The 26,306-nt window shown below is 50.7% G+C and carries 25 protein-coding genes and 1 other RNA gene; 13 read left to right on the forward strand and 13 right to left on the reverse strand.

Translation table 11 applies throughout. The annotated features are described in order from the left end of the window. Positions 1-14 precede the first annotated feature (14 nt). Both BLR64_RS00360 and BLR64_RS00365 read left to right on the forward strand, forming a co-directional pair. Positions 15-1,925: an ABC-F family ATP-binding cassette domain-containing protein gene (locus BLR64_RS00360; protein WP_090711107.1), complete on the forward strand. Its 1,911-nt coding sequence runs from the start codon at positions 15-17 to the stop codon at positions 1,923-1,925. A gap of 44 nt (positions 1,926-1,969) precedes the next feature. After that, positions 1,970-2,473: a tetratricopeptide repeat protein gene (locus BLR64_RS00365; RefSeq protein ID WP_090711109.1), complete on the forward strand. Its 504-nt coding sequence runs from the start codon at positions 1,970-1,972 to the stop codon at positions 2,471-2,473. Positions 2,474-3,102: 629 nt separating this feature from the next. On the opposite strand, the gene BLR64_RS00370 is transcribed toward BLR64_RS00365, so the two are convergent. The 5 genes from BLR64_RS00370 to BLR64_RS00390 form a co-directional block, all read right to left on the reverse strand. Further along, positions 3,103-3,933 (reverse strand): hypothetical protein, encoded by an 831-nt coding sequence (locus tag BLR64_RS00370; RefSeq protein WP_090711111.1) that lies wholly within the window; start codon positions 3,931-3,933, stop codon positions 3,103-3,105. Next, positions 3,917-4,960 (reverse strand): M42 family metallopeptidase, encoded by a 1,044-nt coding sequence (locus tag BLR64_RS00375; protein ID WP_090711113.1) that lies wholly within the window; start codon positions 4,958-4,960, stop codon positions 3,917-3,919. The genes BLR64_RS00370 and BLR64_RS00375 overlap by 17 nt, the downstream gene beginning before the upstream one ends. Positions 4,961-5,008: 48 nt before the next feature. After that, on the reverse strand, positions 5,009-5,308 hold the full coding sequence (locus tag BLR64_RS00380) for a LapA family protein (protein ID WP_090711114.1): 300 nt from the start codon (positions 5,306-5,308) through the stop codon (positions 5,009-5,011). 96 nt (positions 5,309-5,404) lie between these two features. Beyond that, a complete protein-coding gene (pepF, locus tag BLR64_RS00385; RefSeq protein ID WP_090711116.1) occupies positions 5,405-7,195 on the reverse strand; it encodes an oligoendopeptidase F in 1,791 nt (596 codons plus the stop codon). A gap of 375 nt (positions 7,196-7,570) precedes the next feature. After that, on the reverse strand, positions 7,571-7,804 hold the full coding sequence (locus tag BLR64_RS00390; RefSeq protein ID WP_039872008.1) for a hypothetical protein: 234 nt from the start codon (positions 7,802-7,804) through the stop codon (positions 7,571-7,573). Between the two features lie 171 nt (positions 7,805-7,975). Here BLR64_RS00390 and BLR64_RS00395 point away from each other — a divergent pair, with 171 nt between their 5' ends. Next, entirely contained in the window at positions 7,976-8,173 is a 198-nt protein-coding gene (locus BLR64_RS00395; RefSeq protein WP_039836470.1) for a cold shock domain-containing protein, read from the forward strand. 171 nt (positions 8,174-8,344) lie between these two features. On the opposite strand, the gene BLR64_RS00400 is transcribed toward BLR64_RS00395, so the two are convergent. After that, the gene (locus BLR64_RS00400) at positions 8,345-9,652 is read right to left on the reverse strand and encodes an MFS transporter (protein WP_090711117.1); all 1,308 of its coding nucleotides are present in this window, start codon (positions 9,650-9,652) and stop codon (positions 8,345-8,347) included. Between the two features lie 203 nt (positions 9,653-9,855). Between BLR64_RS00400 and BLR64_RS00405 the strand changes: the two genes are divergently transcribed. Together BLR64_RS00405 and pfkA are read left to right on the forward strand one after the other, a co-directional pair. Next, positions 9,856-10,938: a tetraprenyl-beta-curcumene synthase family protein gene (locus BLR64_RS00405; RefSeq protein ID WP_167360561.1), complete on the forward strand. Its 1,083-nt coding sequence runs from the start codon at positions 9,856-9,858 to the stop codon at positions 10,936-10,938. A 66-nt stretch (positions 10,939-11,004) separates the two neighbouring features. Next, entirely contained in the window at positions 11,005-11,976 is a 972-nt protein-coding gene (gene pfkA, locus BLR64_RS00410) for a 6-phosphofructokinase (protein WP_068727881.1), read from the forward strand. 134 nt (positions 11,977-12,110) lie between these two features. On the opposite strand, the gene BLR64_RS00415 is transcribed toward pfkA, so the two are convergent. From BLR64_RS00415 to BLR64_RS00430, 4 genes are all read right to left on the reverse strand, one after another. Further along, a complete protein-coding gene (locus BLR64_RS00415) occupies positions 12,111-13,481 on the reverse strand; it encodes an MATE family efflux transporter (RefSeq protein ID WP_090711119.1) in 1,371 nt (456 codons plus the stop codon). A 119-nt stretch (positions 13,482-13,600) separates the two neighbouring features. Continuing rightward, positions 13,601-14,827, reverse strand: a complete 1,227-nt coding sequence (locus BLR64_RS00420) for a putative glycoside hydrolase (RefSeq protein ID WP_244157563.1) — start codon at positions 14,825-14,827, stop codon at positions 13,601-13,603. 238 nt (positions 14,828-15,065) lie between these two features. Then, entirely contained in the window at positions 15,066-15,260 is a 195-nt protein-coding gene (locus tag BLR64_RS00425; protein WP_068727877.1) for a hypothetical protein, read from the reverse strand. Between the two features lie 164 nt (positions 15,261-15,424). After that, positions 15,425-16,258, reverse strand: a complete 834-nt coding sequence (locus BLR64_RS00430) for a YitT family protein (protein ID WP_260509746.1) — start codon at positions 16,256-16,258, stop codon at positions 15,425-15,427. Positions 16,259-16,574: 316 nt separating this feature from the next. Here BLR64_RS00430 and cshA point away from each other — a divergent pair, with 316 nt between their 5' ends. The 5 genes from cshA to BLR64_RS00455 all read left to right on the forward strand — a co-directional run bounded on the left by cshA (position 16,575) and on the right by BLR64_RS00455 (position 20,761). Next, positions 16,575-18,221 carry a degradosome RNA helicase CshA gene (cshA, locus tag BLR64_RS00435; RefSeq protein ID WP_090711123.1) on the forward strand — a complete coding sequence of 549 codons (1,647 nt, stop codon included), beginning with the start codon at positions 16,575-16,577 and terminating at the stop codon, positions 18,219-18,221. Between the two features lie 224 nt (positions 18,222-18,445). Beyond that, complete coding sequence (locus BLR64_RS00440; RefSeq protein ID WP_090711125.1) at positions 18,446-18,730, forward strand: hypothetical protein; 285 nt, start codon at positions 18,446-18,448, stop codon at positions 18,728-18,730. Positions 18,731-19,022: 292 nt separating this feature from the next. After that, positions 19,023-19,874: a YesL family protein gene (locus tag BLR64_RS00445; RefSeq protein WP_090711127.1), complete on the forward strand. Its 852-nt coding sequence runs from the start codon at positions 19,023-19,025 to the stop codon at positions 19,872-19,874. Between the two features lie 104 nt (positions 19,875-19,978). Then, positions 19,979-20,171, forward strand: a non-coding RNA gene (gene ssrS, locus BLR64_RS00450) — 6S RNA. Between the two features lie 200 nt (positions 20,172-20,371). Continuing rightward, positions 20,372-20,761 (forward strand): DUF1499 domain-containing protein, encoded by a 390-nt coding sequence (locus tag BLR64_RS00455; protein WP_068727867.1) that lies wholly within the window; start codon positions 20,372-20,374, stop codon positions 20,759-20,761. Between the two features lie 159 nt (positions 20,762-20,920). Here BLR64_RS00455 and tpx read toward each other — a convergent pair whose 3' ends face one another. Continuing rightward, the gene (gene tpx, locus BLR64_RS00460) at positions 20,921-21,439 is read right to left on the reverse strand and encodes a thiol peroxidase (protein ID WP_090711129.1); all 519 of its coding nucleotides are present in this window, start codon (positions 21,437-21,439) and stop codon (positions 20,921-20,923) included. 111 nt (positions 21,440-21,550) lie between these two features. Here tpx and BLR64_RS00465 point away from each other — a divergent pair, with 111 nt between their 5' ends. Then, the gene (locus BLR64_RS00465) at positions 21,551-22,177 is read left to right on the forward strand and encodes a rhomboid family intramembrane serine protease (RefSeq protein WP_090711132.1); all 627 of its coding nucleotides are present in this window, start codon (positions 21,551-21,553) and stop codon (positions 22,175-22,177) included. A 13-nt stretch (positions 22,178-22,190) separates the two neighbouring features. Beyond that, positions 22,191-23,102, forward strand: a complete 912-nt coding sequence (gltC, locus tag BLR64_RS00470; protein ID WP_090711134.1) for a glutamate biosynthesis transcriptional regulator GltC — start codon at positions 22,191-22,193, stop codon at positions 23,100-23,102. Between the two features lie 48 nt (positions 23,103-23,150). Here gltC and BLR64_RS00475 read toward each other — a convergent pair whose 3' ends face one another. Both BLR64_RS00475 and BLR64_RS00480 read right to left on the reverse strand, forming a co-directional pair. Next, the gene (locus BLR64_RS00475; RefSeq protein ID WP_090711136.1) at positions 23,151-23,816 is read right to left on the reverse strand and encodes a zinc metallopeptidase; all 666 of its coding nucleotides are present in this window, start codon (positions 23,814-23,816) and stop codon (positions 23,151-23,153) included. A gap of 33 nt (positions 23,817-23,849) precedes the next feature. After that, positions 23,850-24,281, reverse strand: a complete 432-nt coding sequence (locus tag BLR64_RS00480) for a MerR family transcriptional regulator (RefSeq protein ID WP_068727857.1) — start codon at positions 24,279-24,281, stop codon at positions 23,850-23,852. Positions 24,282-24,882: 601 nt separating this feature from the next. Here BLR64_RS00480 and BLR64_RS00485 point away from each other — a divergent pair. After that, a complete protein-coding gene (locus BLR64_RS00485) occupies positions 24,883-26,277 on the forward strand; it encodes an ammonium transporter (protein WP_090711138.1) in 1,395 nt (464 codons plus the stop codon). Positions 26,278-26,306: the final 29 nt, after the last annotated feature.

Here is a 26,306-nt window from a genome sequence, read left to right on the forward strand (position 1 = left end):
AGTGAGGACAGAGCATGAATATTATGACAGTAGAGCATCTCTCCAAAAGCTACGGGGAGAAGGTGCTGTTCCAGGATGCCTCGTTCGGCATGGATGAGCGGGACAAGATCGGTGTTATCGGTGTGAACGGAACCGGAAAATCAACCTTTTTGAAAATAATCGCAGGTCTTGATACCGCAGATGAAGGGCAGATTGCCATCGGCAATAATGTACGTGTCCAGTATCTGGCCCAGAATCCGCCCTATGAGCCGGACAATACCGTCCTGCAGCAGGTGTTTGCAGGCGATGACCCGGATCTGCAGACGATGCGTGAATATATGGAGCTTCTTTCCGGTCTTGAAAAAGACCCCGGAAATGCCGCTCTGGAAGCGGCCATGGTCCGGGTCGGCCAGAAAATAGACGCCGCCGGCATCTGGCATCTGGAGAGTGAAGCCAAAACCGTGCTGACCAAGCTGGGGATTACCCGGTTTGACGCACAGATGGGCACGCTGTCCGGCGGACAGCGCAAGCGTGTAGCACTTGCTGCTGCCCTGATTACCCCGTCAGAGCTGCTGATTCTGGATGAGCCTACCAACCATATTGATACCGACTCGGTAGCCTGGCTGGAGCAGTATCTGCAGAAGCGCCGCGGTGCGCTGCTGATGATTACGCATGACCGCTACTTCCTGGAGCGGGTAGCCAGTGTAATGCTCGAGCTGGATGGAGGCCGCCTGTTCCGCTATGAAGCCAACTATTCGCGGTTTCTGGAGCTGAAAGCTGAACGCGAGGAGCGTGAAGCGTCTGAGGAGCAGAAGCGCAAAAATCTGCTGCGAACCGAGCTGGCCTGGATCCGCCGCGGAGCCAAGGCGCGCACGACGAAGCAGAAAGCGAGAATCGACCGGTTCGAGAAGCTGAAGGACAGTGTAGGCGGCAGTTCCGCCGGTTCTATGGATATTTCGGTGGCCTCGACACGGCTGGGGCGCAAGATTATTGAAATGAAGGATCTGACCAAGGCGATGGACGGCCGGACCCTGATCAAGGACCTGACCTATATTGCCGTTCCGCAGGACCGGGTCGGGATTGTCGGCCCGAACGGCAGCGGCAAATCGACGCTGCTTAACCTGATTGCCGGGAAGCTGCAGCCGGACAGCGGCGAGGTACAGCTGGGGGCAACGGTCAAGCTGGGCTATTTCACCCAGGAGCATCAGGATATGGATGATACGATGCGTGTCATTGAATATGTAAAAGAAGAAGCGGAAATCGTCCGCACGGCTGACGGCAGCGTCATTACAGCCGGACAGATGCTGGAACGCTTCCTGTTCCCGCCTGCAATGCAGTGGACACCGATAGCCAAGCTGTCCGGCGGCGAAAAAAGACGGCTGTACCTGCTGCGTGTTCTCATGGGTGCCCCCAATGTGCTGCTGCTGGATGAGCCGACAAATGATCTGGACATCGGCACTTTGGCGATCCTCGAAGATTATCTGGATGAATTCCCGGGAGTAGTCTTCACGGTATCTCATGACCGCTATTTCCTCGACCGCACCATTGATAAGCTGATCGCGTTCGAGAATGGGACCATCCGGCTGCATGTCGGCGATTATACCGAATATGAGGAATGGCTGGCCAAGAATGTATCTGCCGGCAACGACGGGGCAGCCAAGAAAAGCGCAGTCCAGGAACCCGCTGCTGCAGCTGCACCTCCGGCGAGGGAAAAGGTTAAGTTCACCTTCAAGGAGCAGAAGGAATACGAGACCATCGACGAGATGATAGAGCAGGCCGAGCAGCATCTGGCTGAGCTTTCTGCGAAGATGGAGGCGGCTTTCGCCGATTCAGCAACACTGCAGGAGCTGGTTGAACAGCAGAAGCAGGGTGAGGCGGAGCTGGAGCGTCTGATGGAGCGCTGGACGTATCTCAACGAGCTGGCAGAGCGGATTGCCGGCAAATAAAATTCCGGTGCATGCAGCACTTTGCAGATCAGGAGGCAACAATTATGGATACCAGGATGCAGGAGGCCATAGCCTTGCGGGAGGCCGGTCGGGCAGAAGAGGCAAGGGTACTTCTGCTGGATTTACTTGCAGCAAACAGCAGGGATGCCGGCGCTGATACGGATGCCGAATTGCTGTACCAGCTGGCCTGGACGCATGATGTGCTGGGGCTTGAGCGGGAGGCGGTTCCTTATTACGAGCAAAGTCTTGCCGCAGGACTGCCGCCGGAGCAGCGGGCAGGCGCGTTACTTGGCCTGGGAAGCACATACCGGACATTAGGTGAATATCAGCGTGCCAGGACCGTGCTTCATCAGGGAGCCGAGGAGTATCCTGAGCGGGCAGAGTTCCCGGCTTTCCTGGCAATGGCGCTGTATAACCTGGGGGAGCATAGCGCAGGTATGGGGATCTTGCTGAAGCTGCTAGCTGATACCTCTGTTAATTCAGGCATACAAGAATACCGCAAGGCTATTTCTTTTTATGCAGACAAACTGGATAAGATATGGCCTTAACCTTTCGTTGGCAATCCAAAGAACAAGCTGAGACTGGAGCACCCGGAATTCAGCTTGTTTTTGCTGTCCGGAAATATCCGGTTTGGCAGGTCCTGCTAAAGGCAGCGGCAGCCACCAAAAGTCCATTGTCCTGCTAAGGACAAATCAATCACACTGTTCGTGAACTTCATTACACTGCTTCAGAATTGAACAATGTTGTAGGATGGTTTCGACGTATTAAGACGTATGATTAGGAAGGCTTCAGCGGGTTGCCAAAGACCTAACTAAGGTGGAAAAATGCCAACTATTCTTTGGATACGCGGCAGGTAAGAGAAGTTTAGGTGGAAAAAGGTAACTTAATATTGTTGTTTTACCCCCAAAAGGGGGTTTTGGACAAAATTAAGTGTCGATTTGATAACTAAACATTAGAAATCGCCAGAAACGGTGGAAATAGACGGCGAAAATCCACCTAATCAATAAGACGGCATTGTATCACCATAATTTGAAAAAACACGAAGGCTTCCTTCAATGTTACGTTACACAAGCGTAAGTATGGTTCACTAAATACTCCATATTTGAAGGCAAAAAAATGCAGGACCTGCAGCCATGCTGTCCGATCCTGCATTTTACAAATTCTCTATCTCACACCGCTATTCCCCGCCCGCCACCGCGATCATCTGCACGACCGGACGGGAATCGCCGGTCAGCACAGCCTCATCGGCGTTCAGCTGCGAGGAGCCGTCGCCGTCGAGGAAGATGCCTTCCCGGCCTTCACCGGGAACGGCGTCCAGCACAGCCAGGCGGAACTCCTCGGCCGTACAGAGCGTAGGTGTGACGATCAGCCACAGCTTCCCGTCCCTGTTGTAGACAAGCCCCGAGCGCATGCGCTGCTCCTCAGCAAAGGGCAGATGCTCGGCCGTGCTTGCGGCCTTCCACAGCTCCTCCTGCTGCAGGTTCATGCTGATTCCGCCCTGGGCCCAGTAGCGGCTGCGGTCTGTGACAGCCAGCTCATCCCCGGAGGAGACGGTCTGGACCGATAGCGTGCCGGCAGCGCCGTCCCAGATCAGCGTGCCGCGGGCATACTTGGCATTGAACCAGCCGGAGCCGTAGGCTCCCTTGTCCCCGTTAACAGGGACATCATTCATGATTGCCACAGACAGAAGGTCTGTGCCGTAGAAGAAGCCGCCGTTGATGCCGTAGGCGGCAATCTGGCGCAGCGGCAGGTTGGCTGTCCGCAGGATAACATCCTCTGGAGCCACAGCCAGCATATGCAGGCGCACCTTTCCCAGGCTCTCCGCTTCGAGATACTCATAGCTATGCGGGAGCCCGCTGAAAACCTCCTGCGGCTGCTTGTCCGGCTTATTGAGCAGAGCCGCCACAGCCAGAATCAGCAGCACCAGCAGGGTAGAGCCAAGCTGCCAGCGTCTGCGCTGCCACAGCTTCCGCCATTTACGGTCTGCTGGTTCAGTTGGTGCCGACATAGGCAGCCAGCAGCTTGGCTGTGTTCAGGACAGCCTGCTTGTGCGTGCGCTCCATGGAGTGGGAAGCATGAACGCCCGGGCCGATCAGCGCGCCGCGGATATTGTTGCCGCCGCGCAGTGCAGCCGAAGCGTCTGAGCCGTATTGCGGATAGATGTCTACCGCAAAGGGGATAGCCAGGCTGTTCGCCAGCTCAATCAGGCGCCCTGTCATCGCGTAGTCATAAGGTCCGGAGGAATCCTTGGCGCAAATGGAGACATCCGTTTCCTTACAGCTGAGGTCATCGCCCATGGCGCCCATGTCTACTGCGATAAATTCGCTGATGTCACCCGGAATCCAGGCCGTGCCGTGGCCGACCTCCTCATAGTTGGAGATCAGCAGGGCGAGGTTGTGCAGCGGCTTCCAGCCTTCGCGCTTAATGCTTTCCAGCAGTCCGAACAGGGCGGCTACGCTGGCTTTGTCGTCCAGATGGCGCGATTTGATGTACCCGCTTGGTGTAATAACCGCCCGCGCATCAAAGGAAATGAAGTCCCCGACAGCAATGCCGAGCTTAAGCACATCGTCTTTGGTCGACACCAGCTCGTCGATCCGGACCTCCATATTTTCTTCGGCACGCTTGAAATCACGTGCATCGGCGTAGACATGCACAGAAGGGTGGCTGGTCAGAATCGTTCCGGTGTAAGTCAGGCCGCTGCGGGTATGAATGACGCAATATTCATTTTCAATGCTGTTCATTGTAAAGCCGCCGACAGAGGTCAGACGCAGCGTTCCGTTTGGCTTGATCGAGCGGACCATGGCGCCAAGCGTGTCCACATGGGCGCTGATGCCGATGGTGCGGGAAGGGTCGAGTCCCGGTACGGTGAGGATGACGCCGCCTTTTTCATTCCAGCTGAGCGGAACGTTCAGAGCTGCGGCTTCCTCTGCCACCACCCGCATGACTTCTGCGGTAAAGCCGCTGGGGCTCGGGGTGTCGAGCAATTTTTTGAGCAGGGATAGAATGTAGTCTTCATTAGGCTGAATTGTAAGCATGGGTTAAAATCCTCCAATCATCATTTAGGATATGGTGGTAACAGGTAATCAGACAGTCTCATCCGGCAGCGGCGGCATGGAGTCAAGCGAATGATCCGCATCGCGCAGCTTGGACAACTCTGCATTAAGCGCCTTGATCTGTTTCTGCAGCTTGTACTGGCGGAAAATCCCGTAGGAACCGACGATAATGCCGCCGATCAGGGCACAGCCCAGTATGACGAGAATCAGCGGAATGCTGATCTGATCGAAGCCGAAATTAACCTGAACCGGATCGACATTAATGACTGCAAACACAGCTGTAATCAGTGCGAAAATCAGACCGAGAATAAGCGACCATTGAAATTTCATAATCTTTTTTACCCCCCATGGACGAGTATGACAATATAAATCCCCTGCCCGCAGAGGGCAAGGGATTACAGCAGAATTAAGCGGCTTGTTCAGGCTTTATTTGGTCAATTGCTCCATCTGCTCGATAACACTCTCGAATACACTCATTGCTTCGCGGATCGGCTCCGGAGAGGACATATCGACACCGGCCTTGGCCAGAATGTTGATGGAATAATCGCTTCCCCCGCTTTTCAGGAAGCCGAGGTAACGGTCTACTGCCGGCTTGCCTTCCTCCAGGATTTGCTTGGAGAAGCTGGTTGCTGCCGAGAAGCCTGTAGCATATTTGTAAACGTAGAAGCTGTTGTAGAAATGCGGAATCCGCGCCCACTCCATCTCAATGTCTTTATCTACAACCATATCCGCGCCGTAATACTTCACATTAAGATCGTAGTAGATGGCCGACAGATCCTGCGGAGTCAATGATTCTCCTTCCTCTGCACGCTGGTGAATAATTTTCTCGAATTCAGCGAACATCGTCTGGCGGAACACTGTGGTCCGGAACTGGTCGGCGTAGTAGGTCAGCAGGTACATTTTTTCCTTAGGATCAGTCGACTTGTTCAGCAGATAGTCCATCAGCAGCGCCTCATTGGTGGTAGAAGCCACTTCCGCAAGGAAAATGGTATATTGTGCATCCCGGTATTTCAGCGCATTGTCCGAATAGTACGAATGCAGGGCGTGGCCCATTTCGTGCGCCAGTGTGAACATGCTGTTAAGGTTGTCGTTATGGTTCAGAAGGACATAAGGGTGGGTGCCGTAAGCCCCCCAGCTGTATGCGCCGGTGCGTTTGTTCTCATTCTCGTAGATGTCGATCCAGCCGTTGTCGTATCCTTCCTGCAGCACGCTCAGATAATCATCGCCGAGCGGCTTCAGGCCTTCCTTGGTGATCTGCTTCGCTTCTTCAAAAGTAATATCCAGCTTATATTCGTCCACCAGCGGAGCGAACAGGTCGTACATATGTAGTTCATCAACGCCGAGCAGCTTCTGGCGCAGCTTCATGTAACGGTGCATTAGCGGCAGGCTTTCGTGAATGGTGTCAATCAGATTAGTGTATACTTCCTTCGGAATATTATCGCCGTACAGCGACATTTCCAGTACAGACGGATATTTGCGTACCCGTGAGTAAAAAACATTCTTGTTCACGTTCGCGCTGAGTGTAGCGGCAATCGTGTTCTTTTGCTTGGCATAGGTTTCATACACAGCTTTAAAGGCATTCTTACGCACTTCGCGGTCCGGGCTTTCCAGGAACTGAATATAGCTGCCGTGAGTCAGCTCGACTTCCTTGCCTTCCTCATTCTTGATCTTGGGGAATTTCAAGTCAGCATTGTTCAGCATGCCAAAAATATTCTGCGGCGCCTGCGAAATGTTTCCTACCTGGGCCAGCAGTGCTTCTTCAGCCTTGGAAAGGACATGGGCCTTTTCACGCTTCATCTCAGTCAGTGTAAAGGTGTAAGCGGAGAGGGTAGGGTCAGCAATGAACTGATCCAGCTTTTCTACCGGCAGGGACAGGATTTCCGGTGTTACAAAAGACAGTGCTTCTCCGGCTTCGACACTGAGCTTCTTGGCCTTTTGGGTAAGAGCCTGATAAGTAGGGGCTGCAGTATCCTCATCCTGGCGCATATGCGCGTATACATAGAGCCGCTCTGTCAGCTGCGAGAGCTCATCATCCAGCTCAAAGCAGGCTTTGAGCTCTTCTGCCGAATCCAGCTTGCCCTGAAAGGCGGAGGCTTTCTTGATCAGCGCTTTTGCTTCATTGTATTCCTTATCCCACTGTTCCTGTGATGCAAACATATCTTCCAGCTTCCAGCGGTTCTCGGCAGGCACTTCACTTCTCTTCAATAACTGTTCCATGGAAATCCTCCTTAAATGATGGGATGTAGCAGGCATAGAGTTCTGTGCAGCAGCGTTTGAGGAGCCGACCGGCAGCAGGCTCAGTGCTAGCAGAAGACGAAGAGATCTGGCGGTAAAGGACATTACTTAGGCCTCCTGGATCATAGAGTCGGCTTAGTATGCCCTGCCAGTTTCTGATTATGATCTTCTTAACAAGAGTTATGCCAGCAGGCTATAAATAATGAAGATAAAGGCGAGAGCAATCAGAATGACTGCAGTCAGAGCCATGCCGCGCTTCAGGCGCGGCGGCAGTTTGTCCTTACTCATAATAAGAACGGCTCCGAGGCAGAGGACCACAACGATATAAATAACCAGACTTTCGTTATTCATACCAGCCTATACCTGTTTAAACGCTGCGATAATATTTTTGTATTCTTCTTCGTTGTCTTTATAGGACTCTTTATTGAAGCGGTTGTTCACCCATTCCATCATGGCCGGACGGCTCATAAAGGTATGCGTTTCTTCTCCCCACTGGTCGGAAATTTCCCTGAGGATAATGTAGCGTCCCTGAACCTCGACGGTCATCATATTCCATTTGTCTGTTTTGTATATTTCGTGTTTTTTGATCATGTCATTACCACCCTGGCGATTTTTGGCTTTTGGGTCAATGATAACGCACCGAGGAAGTGAAAAGCAAATGAATTCAGTAATATAGGAAAATCGTGGATTGCTTTGCAGGAATAGTTGGGGTATAATGTAAGCATACGCCATATATGGCGGTATTTTTAGGAGGTTGTTCACTTGAAAGGTACAGTAAAATGGTTTAACGCAGAAAAAGGTTATGGTTTTCTTCAGGTAGAAGGCGGCGAAGATGTATTCGTTCACTTCTCAGCTATCCAGGGCGAAGGCTTCAAGACTTTGGATGAAGGCCAAGCGGTTGAATTCGACATCACTGACGGTAACCGTGGTCCTCAAGCAGCAAACGTAGTTAAATTATAAGAAACGGCTGGACAGTTTGCTGTCAGCTGCAATATATATTTGATTTATGGCAGGCACTTGCAAGAGTGGTAACCATCAACTTACAAAGTACACAGTTCTCTCGGGAACTGTGTTTTTTTGTGCCATAAAAGTCCTTGCCGCCGCTGGTGGACAGCAAGGACCGTGATATGTCTAAAGTGTTGCCTTTTGTGAAGGAAGAACTTCTGGCGGCGGTACGATGGCGGGCTCTGATTCCGGCGGTACTGCGGGAATGACTCTTTTGCGGAAGTGGCCGCGTGAAGGTCCTCCGATATCCAGCAGATGCTTGGTGAAAAAGCCAATGAATGCAAGCACAGAGAAAAAGGTTGCCACCAGATAGAAAATGCGGCGTCCGGCATCCTCGTAGATCAGACCTCCGAAAGTTCCGCTGAGCAGACCGGAAGCACTGGACCAGACTACGGTGAATAGCGCCAGGCCGGTTGCCCGGAGATGGTCGGGAATCACTCTTGTAATGTAGCGGACCGCTGTCACATAGAAAATGCCGAATGAAATGCTGTGCAGTGCCTGAATCGCAATGATGGCACCCGGGTGGACGGCAAGCGACATGAACAGAAAGCGCATTCCGTACATGAGACTGGCAAAAGCGAGCAGCGGCAGCTCCTTGAACCGTTCACCGTATTTACTGAGCAAAAAGAAGATGGGGATCTCACTCAGCGCAGATGCGAGCAGCGCCCAGCCGATTACGTCGTCGCCGGCGTTCATGCTCTTGAGGCTAAGAGTCAGAAAAGCTTCATTCATCCGGTGACCGAGGGCCAGAATAAAGACACAGCCGAAGAACCACAGCACTTCTTTTTGCAGCAAAATCTCCTTAAGGCCGTTGCTCTTTACAGCAGATTTAGGAGAAGGGCCTGTATTACCGTCCGCATCAGGAGAACGTTTGACATCCTTTAATCCAATGGATAAAAGCAGGGCTGCGATAATAATAACGATACATACGCCAATGCTGTAAGAGGAACCGAGCGCTCTCAGCACATACCCTATAGTCAGGGCAAAAAAAGAATAACCGAGTGAGCCGAACACGCGGATCGCTATAAAGTTCCTCCCATGCCGCTGGGCAACTTTTATCGCCATGGTGTCCGCCAGAGGGAAAACAGGGTAATAGAAGAAATAGAATAAGGATATTATAAGCATTACCATTGAAAAATCAGTAGCTTTCGCCAGCAAGATAGCGGTAACTAATTGTCCTGCCAGCAAAATGGCCATAATTTTTTTGATTGTTCCGAGCCGGTCGCTCATCATGCTCCAGAACAGATTGGACAGGATGGATATCAGCGGTCCGAGGGAATACAGCAGTCCCACCTGCGTGCTGCTGAAGCCGAGATGGGTGTAGAAAAGCGGAAAATAAGAGACCACCAGTACACTGGTGCCGAAAAGTGTGAAGATGAAGGAACGCAGCCAATTCTGATCGCTGTACTGGCTGCCGGTCCGTCCTGATTCCATGTGTTTGCACTCCTTGGGGTATCAAATACGCTCAGTATAGCATAAAGGCTGTACCTGATGTTTGTTAAAAGTTTGTTAAACTGTGGTGATTTCTGAATATTTCAAGGTTTTGCGAAAGTGATTTTGTTGTTTGTACAAAAACGTTCCGCATATTATAATAATGATGATTTGGATAAGGAGACAACAATGTGGAGGCACTGTCATTGAATGAATTTGAGCAAGGCCGTAACCTAAGTCCGCGGGGCCCGATAGGGCTTATGAGCCGGGTTTATAAGTACGTGCTGCCGGAAGTCCGGGAGTGTCTGCACTCCTGGCGTGAGGATGCAGAAGGGATTCCCGATCCCGAGCTCCGGAAACAAGCGCTTGCCAGCATTGAAACCAAACAGTTTCATTGTGAAGGCGGCGGAATTTATGCCGCCGGCAATTTGTCGATGAGACATATACTGATTCCGCTTATTGTCGCCTATCAAACGATCAGTGATTATCTGGATAATCTGTGTGACCGCAGCACCTCGCTTGATCCGGCCGATTTCAGGCTGCTGCATCAGTCGATGCTGGATGCAATCAGCCCGGATGCCGAACCCGTCAATTACTATGCGCTGCGCAGCGAGCAGAATGACGGGGGATACCTGCACAGGCTGGTCCGCAAGTGCCAGGAGATGACGGCGCTTTTACCGGGCTATGCTGCAGCTGTTGAAGAGATTTATGATCTCGCTGTGCTCTATACAGATCTGCAGGTGTACAAGCATATCCGCCCCGAGCTCAGGGAAGATGCCCTGAAGGAATGGTGGGCTGTGGAAGGCAAGCGTGCCCCCCATCTTCATTGGAATGAATTTGCGGCGGCAACCGGCTCTACGCTGGGGGTGTTTATGCTGTTTCTGTCTGCGTGCGACCCCCGGCTGGACAAGCCGAAAGCGGCTTCGATCCGCGCTGCTTACTTTCCGCATGTCTGCGGGCTGCACATTATGCTGGACTATCTCATTGATCAGGATGAAGACCGGGCCGGCGGTGACCTCAATTTCTGCAATTATTACGACAATACTGATACCATGCTGAATCGGATTGCTTCAATCGTGGAGTGGGCCCGCAAGGATGTCCGGAGTCTGCCTGAGAACTCAATGCATCGGATGGTTATCGAGGGGCTTCTGGCACTTTATTTATCCGATCCAAAAGTCAGCGAACAGCGGGAGGTTCGTTCGGTATCCAAGCGCTTGATGAGAAGAAGCCCGCTTACCAGATTGTTCTTTTTCGTCAACAGCCGCTGGATCCGCAAGCACATGTATTAAGGCTGCGGGGCTTAATTTCCGCTTAAGGGAACCATGCTTCGCACAATTTAAGGAGGAACTAAAAGGATGTCAAACGTAAAAAAAATCGCAGTACTTACCAGTGGTGGAGATTCACAAGGCATGAACGCGGCTGTCCGCGCGGTAGTGCGCAGCGCAATCTTTTATGGAATTGAAGTGTACGGGATTCAACGCGGCTACCAGGGCCTGCTGAACCGTGATATTTTCCCGATGGATCTGCGCAGTGTAGGCGACATTATTCAGCGCGGCGGTACGATTCTGCAGTCGGCACGCTGTCTGGAGTTCATTAAACCGGAAGGCCAGCAGAAGGGTGCGGATATCCTTAATGAAATGGGTATCGACGGTCTGGTTGTTATCGGCGGTGATGGTTCCTATCAAGGCGCCAACAAGCTCAGCAAGCTTGGTATCAAGACAATGGCTTTGCCGGGAACGATTGACAACGATATCTCCTTCACTGACTACACCATTGGCTTTGATACAGCGGTTGGCGTTGTTGTGGATGCCATTAACAAGCTCCGTGACACGATGTCCTCTCATGAGCGTTCTTCCATTGTCGAAGTTATGGGCCGCCACTGCGGAGATATTGCTCTGCACGCCGGTCTTGCTTCAGGTGCTGAAACCATTCTCGTACCGGAAATGCCGTATGATCTTAATGAAGTCGCAGACCGTATGAAGGACAACTTCGCCAGAGGCAAACGCCACAGTATCGTAATCGTTGCTGAAGGTGTAGGCAAAGGCGAAGATGTAGCCCAGGCGCTCAAAGACCGCCATGCTTCACTCGACGCCCGCGTAACGGTGCTGGGCCACATTCAGCGCGGCGGTACGCCTACTCCGGCTGATCGGAACCTGGCAAGCCGTCTCGGCGACTTTGCCGTACGTAAGCTGATTGAAGGCGAATCCGCCAAAGCTTGCGGAATCATTAAAGGTGAATTGACTATTACTGATATTGATACAGTAGTAAATACCAAGAAGGCTTTTGATACTGAATTGTACGAGCTGGCTTCCCGTCTGTCCCAATAACATCAGCATATGCCTTTTAAGCCGCCTAGTGATAGGCGGCTTTTTACATTTCGGAAACATAATGCAGAAGATGAATAAACGGCCCTGTCCTTCCCGGAGTCAGGAGGAGGACAGGGCTGCTTGCTAGAGTGCGGTCAGCCGTTATTTTGCTCAAGGATCCGGGCGGAAAAATTCCGCTGAACCTTAACGAGGCGGCCCAGCAGCAGGATGGCCCCGATGGCGAGACCGGCGATCAGCCCGATCCAGTAGCCGTATGCTCCCATGTCTGTATAGGTGGCCAGCAGATAACCTGTCGGAAGACCGATTACCCAATATGCAATAAAGCAGATGATGAAGGCCGGGTTTACATCTTTGTAGCCTCTGAGCACACCTTGGGTTGGTGTGGCTATTGCATCAGAAATCTGGAAGAAGATTGCATAGATCAGGAAATGCTGAATTAGGCCGATCACCTCGGACTCATCCGAATAAAGACCCGCTACGTGATTGCCGGCGAATAGCAGCACGAGTGCAGTCAGCAGGGACAGTGCAGCAGCGGAGCCGATACCCATAATGCTGTATTGGCGGGCATCCTTCAGCCGGCCGGACCCGCTCTCAAAGCCGACAAGAATGGTCAGGCTCATGCAGATGCTCAGCGGAATCATGTACAGGGTGGAGGCGAAATTAATGGCTGCCTGATGGGCAGCGATGGTTACGGTATCGAAGCGGCTCATCAGCAGGGTGACGGCTGAGAACACAGCTGTCTCAAAAAAGATGGAGAAGCCGATCGGCACGCCGATCTTGAGCAGTTCCTTGAAACTGCTTAATGAAAGCCCGTAGAACTTGCGGAACAGCTGCAGGCTCTTGAACGGCTCAAACCGGTAAATGAAATGCAGGGCTACTGCAAAGATAACCCAATAGGTAATTGCCGAGGCAACACCCGCCCCTACGCCGCCCAGCTCAGGGAAGCCGAACTTCCCGAAGATCAGCAGATAGTTCAGGCCGACATTGACCGGAAGTGCAATAAGGGTAATAAGCATCGAAATACGGGTCTGTCCAAGGGCATCAATGGTGCTGCGCAGTACGGTATACCCGAACAGGGGGATAATGCCGACAGAGATGGCGCAGAGAAAACGGAAGGCGATATCTCTTACCAGCGGCTCCAGATTCATAAAGTTCAGTACCGGGGACAGAGCAAGGCTGCCTGCGGCCAGCACAAGCAGTGAAATCAGCAGTGAAAGCCAGATGCCCTGGGTTACCTGATAAGCTACATCATTATTTTTCCGGCTGCCGATCAGGTGGGATACGATAGGGGTGATACCCATTAGAATCCCGCTGAGGCCGGTCTGGATAGGAATCCACAGGCTTGTGCCGATGGCTACGCCGGCAAGATCATCCGTGCCGTATTTGCCGGACATATTGGTGTCGAAGAAGGTAATGGCCGATAAAGCGATTTGGGTAATCAGAATGGGAAAGAGAATATGTAAGAACTGCCCGGCCTTTTGTCTGAGTGAATGCGTTTGTTTCATGGATAACTGCCTCATATCTGGATAAGATTTTTAAAGATTTTTTTCAGGAAAAGACCCGGCATATGCCGGGTCCGGAATCCGCTTAACAGCCGGATATAATGGATATGATAGCTTAAATCTTATTGCTCGTAATCAACATCTGAGGTATAGCGGTTATTGGCGTTCCAGAGCAGGAACTCATCCACGTTCTCGTCCTTCAGCGCACGGATCTGATCTTCAACCTGCTGCTTGCCGTACTTAATGAAATGACCGCTTCCCAGCCAGCTGGCGGTAAAGTCCTGAATCCACGGCCGGATTACCGGCTTGTAGCTGCCCAGCGGGTCAAGCTTCTTATGGGTGTCAACCATGGAGCCCTTGATTGTCGCGTATGGATCCTTATCGGGATCTTTAACATCGAACCAGCCGGTGGAGTAATGGCTCGGATATACCATCGGACTGATTACATCGACATTCTTGGAGATTTTGACGAAATCCTGGCCGATGCCTTCTGCTGCAGGGACTGATGCCGCATAACCGAAGATATCAACAGATACTCTGACGCCGAGCGGGGCAAGTTCAGCCTTGGCATATTTGACGAAATCAGCAATGATTTCGACGCGGGGCCGGTCGCTCTTGGTATATTTCAGCGCATCGGCGCGTTTTTCAAAGCCCTCGGGGAAGCGGACATAATCGAATTGGATCTCCTTGAACCCGAGCTTTACTGCTTCCTTGGCAATGTCCACATTGTATTTCCATACATTCTCATTATACGGGTTAACGAAGCTGTCGCCGCCTTTGTTCTTCCAGACGCTGCCGTCAGCATTGACGAAGGACAGCTCCGGATGCTTCTTGGCCAGCACGGAATCCTTGAACACAACAATACGGGCGATCGGATAGACGTCATGCTCCTTCAGCCGTGTCATCAGCTTGTTGATATCGCCGATAAAATTCTGGGGTGTGCCCATTTCCTGCAGCTCGGCATTGTCAGTCTTATATGTGATATATCCGGCGTCGTCCTTAATGTCGATGACCATCGAATTGAGCTCAGTCTTGTCAAGGAGAGCGAGGAGCTGCTCCATCCGGGACCCGCCTGCGCTGTAAGCAGTGACGTAGATGCCTTTGACCTTGGGTGCATCAGGCTGCGGATCCGTATGAAGAGCGCTGTCCGCTGCGGGTGTAGCACTTGGGGCAGGGGATGGTGATGCATTGCCGGCTGGTGTATTCGAAGAAGTGGAACCGGCCTGTTCTACCGTGACAGGTGGATTAACAGCCGACTTCAGGGCTGCGGAGACGTCGGATTCATGTCCGCCGGACTGGACGCCAACGCTGCCCAGAGCCATCATAAGTAATGCCCAGGTGATGTTCATTGTGTATTCTCTCCCTTTATGTACATTCCTTTAAAGTATAATGGAACGGCAGCATCCAAAAAGAACAGACTTGTAACAATCCGTGTAATTTTGGAAAGCCAGGATATTTACCGCCCTTTGAGTTTTTAAACGGACTGTACCGATTCTAAACCTCCATATTAAAAGTAAATGCCGCCCGGAGCGGCAATTGCTGGCTCCGGGCGGCAACAAATCAAAACTTGCCATCAAGCGGTCGTGCTTATTGAAGATACGCAGGGTTCTGATGCTCACAAATGCTGTAGTGGATGATATCCATGGCATCCGCCGGTTCCAGAATACTTAAACCGTCGCGCAGCACGATTACAGAATTCAATTCGTCCTGCTTGAGAAACGGCATCATATCGGGATACCACCTCATGACGATTGCTGACAGTTTTACCGTTTCCATTTCCATAAGAGTCACCCTTTCCTTTTTCGAATGGTACTGAACGGTTCATTCAGGGAACATCCGTAAAACGAAGTGCCTGGAAAAAAGAGGGGTAAAGCACAATCCTCATGAATTTATTAGGTCCTGCGTGAATCTAATATATCACAATTTTAAAATACGCGCATTTTCTTTCAGCTGGATCTTCTCCGGAAGGAGCCCATGACGCCTACGGTTTCCACAATATTGACAAAGGCCTGCGGATCGCTGGCTTTGATGATCCGTCTCAGCTCAGCCAGCTCATAGCGTGTGGTCACAGTCATTAGCATGTCCCGTTCGATATGAGAATAAGCGCCTTCGGTCTTTATTTTGGTTACGCCGCGCTGAAGCGGAAGGAGCTGCTCAAGCAGCTCTTCGGTACGGGTTGTTACAATATATACGGTAACTTTGATGTGGCTGACGTGAATCAGATCGACTACCTTGCCGGTTACATAAATGGAAACCATGGAGGCCAGCGCCAGGTTCCAATTATTGTCGAAATAGGCGGCGGCCAGAATGACTAATCCGTTAAGTCCAACGAGGATATTGCCGATTGGAAAGTCCCGATAACGGGTAATAATGGAACCGAGAATATCAAAGCCGCCTGAAGATCCGCCCATACGGAAGGAAATGCCGGCTCCTACGCCAACAAGCACTCCGCCGAATACGGACGCCAGCAGCATATCGGAAGCTACAGTAACTTCAGGTATCAAGGCCATGAGCCAGGTGGTGGAGACGACAGAAAGGATGCTGAGAATGATAAATCTCCGTCCCAGCTGAAACCAGCCGGCAACGAGCAGCGGCACGTTGAACAGCAGATACAGCAGGCTGATATTGAACGGGGTAAAGTAACCGACCAGCATGGCTAGACCTGAAACCCCTCCGCTGAGCAGCCTGTGCGGGATCAGAAACAGATTAAAGCCGCAGGCAATCATTGCTGAACCGAAGATTACAGCAAGGCAACTGCCGATTTGTCTTAGTTTTAACAAGCGTTTCACCTCTGACATGTAATGTAAGTAATGAAAGAAAGGAATACACTGGTATTCCTAAATAGGTTTGTGATATAATGTATAGGATATTCTTGAGTAGAACGTTACAATGGTATTTTTGCATTGCTTCGGATGTGAAGCTACAATTGTTCAGGCCGTTAACCAGACCTGATCTAAGGACATTTTTTTCGTCCCATACGCGTAAACCCATGCAGAGATTACGGCATGATTGGACAGCCTATAAAGGTGTTTACCGCTACTTAAGAATACAGATAAGCATGTGGAATGTCCACTGTATAGAAGGAGCATGAATAATTTGAAAACATTCGCAGAATTCGGCCTGGAGCCCAAAGTGCTTCAGGCAATCACAGAGCTAGGATTTGAGGAGTCAACACCGATTCAGGAGCAGGCGATTCCGATCGCACTGACAGGAGCGGATATGATCGGCCAAGCTCAGACAGGTACCGGTAAAACCGCTGCCTTCGGTATTCCTCTTATCTCCAAAATCTCCCGGGAAGACGAAAAAATCACGGCGCTTGTTATGACGCCTACCCGCGAGCTGGCTATTCAGGTTGCTGAAGAAATCGGCAAGCTGTCCCGCTTCAAGGGTCTCCGTTCCCTGGCTATCTACGGCGGACAAGACATCGGACGCCAAATCCGCGGATTGAAGAAAAAACCCCAGATTATTATCGGTACACCAGGCCGTCTCCTGGATCACATTAACCGCAAGACCATCCGCCTGGACGATGTTCAAACCATTGTACTGGATGAAGCTGATGAAATGCTGGATATGGGCTTCATGGAAGATATCCAGAGCATCCTCAAGCTTGTACCGGAAGAGCGCCAGACTATGCTGTTCTCGGCCACTATGCCTCCGAACATTCAGCGTCTTGCTCAGCAGTTCCTGAAGAATCCGCAGCACGTATCAGTAATTCCTAAGCAGATCAGCGCACCTCTGATCGACCAGGCTTACATTGAAGTTCCTGAGCGTCAGAAGTTTGAGGCCCTGAGCCGCCTGATCGATATGGAATCCCCTGAACTGGCTATCGTATTCGGCCGCACCAAGCGCCGTGTTGACGAGCTTGCTGAAGGCCTGCAGAAACGCGGATACTCCGCTGACGGACTGCACGGCGACCTTTCACAGAATCAGCGTGATGCAGTTATGCGCAAATTCCGTGACGGCAGCATTGACGTTCTGGTAGCTACTGACGTAGCTGCACGCGGACTCGACGTATCCGGTGTAACACATGTAATCAACTTTGACCTTCCGCAGGATCCGGAAAGCTATGTACACCGTATCGGCCGTACCGGCCGTGCCGGTAAAGAAGGTACAGCTTGGTCGTTCGTAACACCGCGCGAAATTGACCACCTGCACCTGATTGAGCGCGTTACGCGTCACCGCATCACCCGCAAGCCGCTGCCAACAATGGCAGAAGCGATTGAAGGCAAGCAACGCATTACAGCAGAACGTCTGCTGGCAATGGTTGAAACCGGAGATCAGCTGAACGAATACAAAGGTATTGCGATCCAGCTTCTGGAGCAGTATGATTCCGTACAGCTTTTGTCTGCAGCAATGAAGCTGCTGACTGGCGAATCCAAGGATGCGCAGGTTGAACTGACACCTGAGGATCCGATCCGTGCTAAACGCCGCGGCGGAAAGTACGACATCCGCAGCGGGCGCAAGCCAAACGGCGGATACGGCGGCAACCGTTCCGGCGGAAGCGGCGGCGGATACCGCGGTAACCGTGAAGGCGGAAGCTACGGCGGCGGTTACAAAGGTAACCGTGACAATGCCGGCGCTACAACACGCGGCGGTTACAGCAGCGGCTATGGCGGCAACAGCAGCAGCGGCGGCTACAAAGGCAACCGTGATGATGCCGGCCGCAGTTCCGAGCGTAAGCCGTACAACCGTCCGAGCGGTACCGGCACACGTCCGGCTAAGCGCGAAGACTTCGATAATTAAGCAGCAGCCGGAATTCCGGCAGTAAGAAGGCGAGAGACCGCACAGCGGTTTCTCGCTTTTTTTTGCTGAGCAAATATAAATTGATGTTTACCTAATTGCAATATTTGGCCTCTATCACTCAGGCATTTCTATTAAAATGTGTGAATCTTCTAAGACATTCGCACCTGCAATTATAGAATCACTGAATATAATATTCTATCCAACAACAGAAGGAGGTTATTAAGATGGCTGTCGTCTTGCCTATCCAATATTTCAATCTCGGTCCAAATGTAGGTAAATCTTATTATGAGAATCTGGCAGGCGGAATTAACGCAGCAGTAACTGTCAATAACAATTCCGCAAATCCGATTTCACTCGTTTTATCTCGGGTCAATGCTCCGTTAATCACTTACGAAATTCCTGCAGTGAACAGTCTTACCCTGGCAGTGGACTTGCTGTTGTATGCCGCTCTATTGACTGGTGCCGGTGCAGCATTTGGTACGATTGAGATTACAACTTCCGATTTCTAAGGTACGGCCAGAGTATCTGCCAATACCTGATCATCCCTCATCTATGAAAAGTCCCTGGCTGCTCGGCAGCCAGGGACTTTTTTAGCGCTGACTGCAGAAAAAACGTTACAAAGCGCCAGATTGAATATATAATTCAGTTCAATTCTAAGGTTGATTTTCTAATATATGGTCAATTCCTTCAGTCTGCATAGACCATAACCCGGATTCTTAAGAATGGGCGCTGGAAAAGTCCGGGTCAAATAGGTTATAGTTAAGGTATGCAGTATGCGCGAGACAGACAGGAGGAAGGGAATTGGAGTTTAAAGGAGCTATGGGCGGTTTATACCGCATCACGGAATGGATTTCTCGTATTGCTTTCAGTAATATACTATGGGGGCTGTGTTCGATTCCGTTTTTGTTTATCGCTGTGATGAAGATTATTATGCTGGGTTCAGCAGCAGGCGGGCCCAACGAACAGATTACGCTTAACTGGGCAATGGGAATTCTGGCACCGTTTACGGTATTCCCGGCTACGGCTGCACTGTTTACGGTGGTGCGCAAGTGGGTGATGGGCAACACCGATGTCAGCACGTTCCGCACTTTTTTTCAGGGATACAAAGAAAATTATCTCAAGAGCATGCTTGGGGGACTCATCTATACCGTGCTGTTTGTTGTAATGTACGTAGATGTGACCGTATACATGACTCAAATGGCCAATTTCAGAATCGTCGGTATTCTGATGCTGGTGCTGATGATCATTCTGTTTGTGTCGATGTTTAACTTTTTCTCAATTGTCGTTCATTACCAGATGACCTTTAAGGAAGTTATTAAGAACTCTGTCCTGCTGACCATCGCCCGGCCTATTCGTGTGTTCTCAACACTGATCGGTTCTGCGTTGCTTGTATATATAGGTCTGCAGTACCCAGTACTGTATGTAATCTGCATTCCTACATTGGTTGCTATGCTGGCCTTCTTTAACTTCTTTGCTACATACAACAAGCTGCAGCTGCAGGCTGAGAAAAAGCAGCAGCAGGAGCTGGAAGCACAGGAAGCTGCGGAAAAAGAAGCGGCAGAGCGGCTGCTTGCGGATGACGATGACGATGATGACGACGATGATGATGATTTCGATGATAAGGATAATTCCAGATCACCTAAACGGATTTAACATCTGCGTTACAATCTAAGGCCAAAAGGGACGAGAATTTTATTCCAGTGTTAATTAAAGCGCATACAGGTTTACATTTTCGTCAAAACGCAATATAATAGTTATAAATCCTGCGATGTACGTTACGGTTGCTCGTTGTTTTGAACCAATGATAATGTCTCGGGAGACTTAATACGGAGCGCGGCTGAACAGCCCTGTCTATACGACTTGGGGAATTCAAAAACGACTTCTGCGGTCACCCACCTGCTCTCGCAGGTTCAGAAGACACTGTAGCCGGACGGCATAGGCGGGTTTTCTGCTGATTTTGACAAGGTGCCCTGTATCCCGCAATTGCGGATTCAGGGTACCTTTTTGTTTGCTGCGCCTTTTTGGAAACGGTGTCTGCAGATGCCTTTCTTACATAGAGGTCCAGGAAAGTGAGCTATGCTCTTTTGTTCCTGGGTTAAGAATGTTACACTGATAATAATGAACTTGGGACTAAAAGAGGGGGAAATATTTTGTCGCTCAAAAGAACATTGGTCGGTATATTCCGTAGTCATGACGGAACTAGCGACCGTGCAAAGGATCCGGCATTAAAGACACGTTATTACACTCTTTCGAAAGACAAGGCATGGGATGAAGTATCTTCAACACTGAAGAAGATTCCCGGTTACAAGGTTCTGCATGAGGTGCAGTCCGTAGGAGAAATTACCCTGGAGAAAAGAACGGGGTTTGGACGTACGCTGGACATAACAGTATCCGTACTGAATACCTCGCCGGTACGCTGCGGTATCGATATATATTCCGCATCCAGAGGCTCGCTTGGAGACCTGGGTGCCAATTACCGTGTAATTCAGCGCCTGTATGAATCGCTGGACAAGAAGCTGGGCAAGTACAAGACAGACTAATGACCTGGCGGGCTTGCTGTCCGGTGATTGTATGCGGTTTCCGGAATAACCCGGCTATATAATAGGATGCGTTATCTATAGCAAAAAGCGGCGGAAGGAAAGCCTTCTGCCGCTTTTTTAACATATCGTATTTCTTTTATATCGTCCGGCTAGGTGGAACTACAGCAATTCCTTGACGGCGGCAATCGCTGCTTCGTAATTCGGGTGCTCGGACATTTCGCCAAGGTACTCAACATAAGTTAATTTGTCATTCTTGTCGATAACGAAGATAGAGCGCATATCCAGGCGGAATTCTTTGATCAGTACGCCGTAGGCTTGTCCGAAGGCGGCTTCCTTGTGGTCTGACAGGGTGATAACCCGGTCAATGCCGGCAGCGCCGCACCAGCGGGCCTGGGCGAACGGCAGATCTGTGCTGATGGTGAGGATGACAACGTCGTCTCCAAGCTCAGCTGCTTCGCTGTTGAAGCGGCGGGTCTGGGCGTCGCATACGCCTGTGTCCAGGGAAGGCACGACACTGATCAGCTTGATTTTTCCGGCATAATCACCCAGGGTGGCTTCCTCGAGCAGGTTCTTGCTTACTGTGAAATCCGGAGCGCTGTCTCCGGCTTTGAGCTCAGGTCCCACCAGTGTAATCGGATTGCCTTTGAATGCGGCTACGCCTGTTCTTTCTTGCGTCATGTCCTTGTTTCCTCCTCAGGTTACAATATTGGATTGTTACTGCCAGAATAAATTATAATCGTTTTAGAAGGTTGATGTCCAACCGGACAACATACATAAAGGATGGGTGCCATGATATTCATACGTTACGAAAACTGGAAAAGCTATCTGCGATACTATCCCGTAACCGTTATTCTTTTGTTAGCCAACCTTGTGATGTTTTTAATAGCATCGCTGAACGGCGGTTCAACAAATTTGGATACGCTTGTAAAGCTCGGTGCTGTGGTGGATAACGGGCCTGAAAAAGAAGAGCTGTGGCGTTATTTTGCTGCTATGTTTCTGCATAACGGATTTTCCCATCTTTTCTTTAACAGCTTCTCGCTGCTGGTGTTTGCTCCCCCGCTTGAACGGCTGCTGGGCTGGTGGCGCTATGCAATTCTGTACATTATCGGCGGATTCCTGGCCAATGTACTTTCGGTTGCACTCGGCGGGACGCCGGATCCTTATACCGCTACTGTATCTGTAGGCGCCTCAGGCGCGATATACGCGATTTACGGCGCATTTCTGTATATCGCCACCCTGCAGCGCGGTATGATGGATGAGGGCTCTCGTAAGACACTGTACGGACTCCTGATGATGGGGATTGTGATGTCGTTTGTTACTCCATATGTCAATTGGATGGCTCATCTGGGCGGACTGGTCGCCGGGTTTTTCCTGTACGGGCTGATTATCCGACTTTTAAAAAGAAGCAGGCGATAGGAGAGGTTGGGAAGTGGAACTTAGACAGCTGCAATACTTTCTGAAGGTTGCCCAAAAGGAGCACGTTACCAAAGCGGCGGAGGAGCTTCATGTAGCCCAATCGGCGGTAAGCCGCCAGATTCATCAGCTGGAACAGGAGCTCGGGGTGGATTTGTTTATGCAAAAAGGCCGAAATCTGCAGCTTACGCCTGTAGGACAGCTTTTTTGCAAGCGGGTCGAAACGCTGCTCAAGGATCTGGAGCGCTCTGTAGCGGAGGTTCATGAATTCCTGGACCCGGAGCTGGGGGAAATCCGTATCGGCTTTCCGCACAGTCTGGGAACACACCTGATTCCCTCCATTGTGGCAGAGTTCCGCAGGCATTACCCTAATGTCAGGTTCCGCTTCAAGCAAGGGACCTATGCGTCCTTAATCAAGGATGTTTCGTCAGGTGAGGTGGATCTGGCGTTTATTTCACCGTTCCCGGAGAATGAGGGGAACGTAGCCGGAGATATCGTAATGACGGAAGAGCTGTTTGCTATCCTGCCGCAGCATCATCCGCTGGCCGGTGAAACGGTGATCCGGCTTGAACAGCTGCGTGATGAGAAATTCGTATTGTTCAGCCAGGGGTACTCCCTGAGACCGATTGTCTGGCAGGCCTGTATCCAGGCCGGCTTTAAGCCCCAGATCGCTTTTGAAGGCGGGGAGACGGATACCATCCGCGGTCTGGTTGCCGCCGGCATGGGCGTCAGCCTGCTTCCGGAGACGGCGCTGTACCAGACGAATCCGATGCAGCCGGCCCAGGTTAGAGTTATAGAGCCGGCTGTTACACGGACGGTGGGGATCATTCACCGCAGCGACGGTAAGCTGCCGCTGGTAGCCAGATCGTTCAGGACTTTCCTGCTCACCTATTTCAAGGACAAAAACAACAATAACCCGGAAGGCTAGAGCCTTCCGGGTTATTTGTCTCAGCTGTGTTTTGCAGCGGAGGGAGGATTATTCACGGTTGCCGAGAAACATGGTGATCAGACGCAGAAGCTCAAGCAGGGAGACCAGGGCGGCAGCCACATAAGTCAGCGCGGCGGCATTCAGTACCTTGGCAACGCCGCGTTCTTCCTCGTTGCGGATGAAGCCTTGCTCAACCATAACCTGACGTGCGCGGTTGCTGGCGTTGAACTCGACCGGCAGCGTGACAAGCTGGAACGCTACGGCAGCAGAGAAGAAGATGATTCCAAGCCCGATAAGATTGGTGGCACTGAAAATGAAGCCTGCCAGCAGCATGAACGGCGCAACACCTGAAGCAAAGTTAACGACAGGGAACATCCGGTGGCGGAGCGTCAGCATCGGATAGTGTACCTTGTGCTGAATGGCGTGGCCGACCTCATGGCAGGCAACGGAAACTGCGGATATAGAATTCTCATAATAGACCGGTTCTGACAGGCGGACTACCCGGTTAATCGGATCGTAGTGGTCAGACAGAGTTCCGCGAACAGGTTCAATAGGGACGTCGTGCAGGCCGTTGGCATCCAGCATGCGCCGTGCCGCTTCGTAACCGGTTAATCCGTTTGCGTTGGGAACTTTAGCCCATTTATTAAAAGTACCCTTAACTCTGAACTGGGCCCACAAAGAGAACAGAAAGGCAACAATGACTAATAAAAACATATCTCATTCCTCCATCATGATGTGTGTGAGTAATTACATTGGCGGATTCTGCGTCAGCAGCAGCTTGATCGCCTCCATGCAGGCAACGCCTTGCGGAATGAGGGCAGCCAGCGCACGTCTGGCCTGTACAGGCTTCAGTCCGTTAATCATTGGCTCCAGCGCCTTGACTTCGCGTTCTAGACGCTGCATCTGAAGCTCCAGCTCTGCCAGTTTGTCCGAAACATCGGCTTCTGGAGTGGCGGCATTCCATTTATCCATCATGGATTTGATTTCTTCCAATGTATATTTCTCTTGCTTTAGCTGATTAATACGTTCCAAAGCGGCTAAGGTTTCATGGCTGTACAGCCGATAGTTCTTCATGCTTCTTGATTCCGGCTTGATCAGGCCGAGCTTCGTATAATAGTCGATGGTCCGTTCGCTTAAACTGGCGGCTTTGGCGAGCTCGCCAATCCGGTAAAGGATCATATCCCCATGTCGGTTCACCTCGCTGTATAATCCTCCCGCTAATGAGCGGAAGTTTCTAACTTAATGATTGATTATATCTATATCAAAAGGATACCAAAAATCGAACCGTACAGTCAAACGTCATACTTACTTTAAGTATATGCGGTATAAACATGAAAGATACTAATGATAATTCTTCAAACATAACGCACTTATGTCATATATTAAACTCCTGACTCGTCTTAGAAAGGCGTGTGCATTGTTTTAAAACTTGAAAAGAAAGCGCAGTTGTCACTGTTTTACTGCGATGTCAGCGTAATAAAGAAAATAATACCGCCAAATAGAGCAGCATGTTTAATCGAACTTGTTAATAAAAATACAATATATAATGCAAAGAGGTTGTATGCGTTTGCAGAGGGGGAGGCTTAAGAGTGCGGTTATGGCACTACTTCACCTGCTGTATTGCTTCAGCGCTATCCAACGGTGCAGAAATAATGGTATTCAAAAATAAAAGGACAGACTAATAAAAAATAGTCTTGTCAATTTACCTGACTTCTGATTATAATGACATTAAGAGTTTCACGCTTTGTTAGAAAATATAACATTGGGGAGTGGGGTTAAGATGAAGAAAAAGTTATTGATGATGTTTCTGGCCATGATTACCTTGATGATCTATCCGGTCAGTGCTTTTGCTGCTGACGGTCCGGCAGCACCGGATTTGCAGATCGGACTGGACACAGCGTTTACGTTTTTGGCATTCATCTTAGTATTCTTTATGCAATCAGGATTTGCACTTCTTGAAGCCGGTTCGGTCCGGATGAAGAATGCCGGTCACGTAGCCGGTAAAACAGTGCTGACACTGGCGATTGCCAGCTTATGCTTCTGGGCTGTCGGTTTTGCCTTTGGCTTCGGTAACGGTAACGGCTTAATCGGACTTGATGGTTTCTTCTATGGTGGAGATTCAATGTCCGCAGCTTTTGAGTCACTGGCCTTCTCCGATGTAACGCTTAACACTAAATTCCTGTTCCAGATGGCTTTCGCTGCAGTATCACTGGCGATCGTATCCGGTGGTATGGCTGAACGCGCTAAACTGAGCGTGTATATTATCTTCGGGATTTTGTTCTCCGTTATTATCTATCCTGTTGTAGCACACTGGGTATGGGGCGGCGGCTGGCTGGCTACGCTCGAAATGCAGGACTATGCAGGTTCTACAGTTGTTCACCTTACCGGTGCAACGGCTGCTGTAATAGCGACCATTCTGCTTAAACCGCGTCTCGGCAAGTTTAATAAAGAAGGCAAACCGGTCATTATCCCGGGTCACAACCAGGTGTTCACTGTACTTGGGGTAATTATCCTCTGGTTCGGCTGGTTCGGCTTCAATCCGGGTAGCGCATTGTCTCCTATGGGCGGTTTCTTCGGACACGTAGCACTGACAACTAATATTGCGGCTGCTGCCGGCGGTCTGGCCGCACTGGTTGCTTCCTGGCTGTACTTCGGTAAATCCGACATTCCGGCAATGCTGAACGGCGTACTGGCTGCACTTGTTGCCATCACCGGTGCTTGCGCATTCGTAGAGCCTTGGGCTGCTATTATTATCGGTCTTGTGGCTGGAGCATTCACTTTCATGACTTCGCAATGGCTGGAACGTGCAGGTCTTGATGATCCGATCTATGCTTTCTCTGTACACGGTATTGCAGGTATGTGGGGTGCGTTGTCCACAGGTCTCTTCGCAACTCCTGAGTTGATTGAACAAGGAGCGCTTGTAGGTGAACCTGGCCTGTTCTACGGCGGCGGCTTCCACCAGCTGGGCGTTCAGGCACTTGGTGTGGTCGGAACCTTCGCATTCGTAGCTGTACTGTCCTTTGTAATCCTTTATGTTATGAAATTGGTTATGGGCATCCGCGTTACTGAAGAGGAAGAATTGATGGGTCTGGATATCAGTGAGCACGGTACTTACGGCTATCCTGAGCAGATGAAGCTGATTGCAGATTCCGAATCCAAAACCCACAAAATGTAATTATATACAGATGGGGGGCGGACCGCGTG

This window comes from Paenibacillus typhae (genome assembly GCF_900099765.1).
Lineage (GTDB): Bacteria > Bacillota > Bacilli > Paenibacillales > Paenibacillaceae > Paenibacillus_AQ > Paenibacillus_AQ typhae.

Bases quoted from the DNA above. Each gene is read 5' to 3' on its own strand.
- BLR64_RS00365 (WP_090711109.1), top strand. From the start codon at position 1,970: ATGGATACCAGGATGCAGGAGGCCATAGCCTTGCGGGAGGCCGGTCGG.
- BLR64_RS00390 (WP_039872008.1), bottom strand. From the start codon at position 7,804: ATGATCAAAAAACACGAAATATACAAAACAGACAAATGGAATATGATG.
- BLR64_RS00465 (WP_090711132.1), top strand. From the start codon at position 21,551: ATGATATTCATACGTTACGAAAACTGGAAAAGCTATCTGCGATACTAT.
- BLR64_RS00380 (WP_090711114.1), bottom strand. From the start codon at position 5,308: ATGAAATTTCAATGGTCGCTTATTCTCGGTCTGATTTTCGCACTGATT.
- BLR64_RS00420 (WP_244157563.1), bottom strand. From the start codon at position 14,827: ATGAACATCACCTGGGCATTACTTATGATGGCTCTGGGCAGCGTTGGC.
- BLR64_RS00360 (WP_090711107.1), top strand. From the start codon at position 15: ATGAATATTATGACAGTAGAGCATCTCTCCAAAAGCTACGGGGAGAAG.
- BLR64_RS00370 (WP_090711111.1), bottom strand. From the start codon at position 3,933: ATGTCGGCACCAACTGAACCAGCAGACCGTAAATGGCGGAAGCTGTGG.
- BLR64_RS00415 (WP_090711119.1), bottom strand. From the start codon at position 13,481: ATGAAACAAACGCATTCACTCAGACAAAAGGCCGGGCAGTTCTTACAT.
- BLR64_RS00425 (WP_068727877.1), bottom strand. From the start codon at position 15,260: ATGGAAATGGAAACGGTAAAACTGTCAGCAATCGTCATGAGGTGGTAT.
- pfkA (WP_068727881.1), top strand. From the start codon at position 11,005: ATGTCAAACGTAAAAAAAATCGCAGTACTTACCAGTGGTGGAGATTCA.
- BLR64_RS00485 (WP_090711138.1), top strand. From the start codon at position 24,883: ATGAAGAAAAAGTTATTGATGATGTTTCTGGCCATGATTACCTTGATG.
- BLR64_RS00400 (WP_090711117.1), bottom strand. From the start codon at position 9,652: ATGGAATCAGGACGGACCGGCAGCCAGTACAGCGATCAGAATTGGCTG.
- BLR64_RS00440 (WP_090711125.1), top strand. From the start codon at position 18,446: ATGGCTGTCGTCTTGCCTATCCAATATTTCAATCTCGGTCCAAATGTA.
- BLR64_RS00480 (WP_068727857.1), bottom strand. From the start codon at position 24,281: ATGATCCTTTACCGGATTGGCGAGCTCGCCAAAGCCGCCAGTTTAAGC.
- BLR64_RS00375 (WP_090711113.1), bottom strand. From the start codon at position 4,960: ATGCTTACAATTCAGCCTAATGAAGACTACATTCTATCCCTGCTCAAA.
- tpx (WP_090711129.1), bottom strand. From the start codon at position 21,439: ATGACGCAAGAAAGAACAGGCGTAGCCGCATTCAAAGGCAATCCGATT.
- pepF (WP_090711116.1), bottom strand. From the start codon at position 7,195: ATGGAACAGTTATTGAAGAGAAGTGAAGTGCCTGCCGAGAACCGCTGG.
- BLR64_RS00475 (WP_090711136.1), bottom strand. From the start codon at position 23,816: ATGTTTTTATTAGTCATTGTTGCCTTTCTGTTCTCTTTGTGGGCCCAG.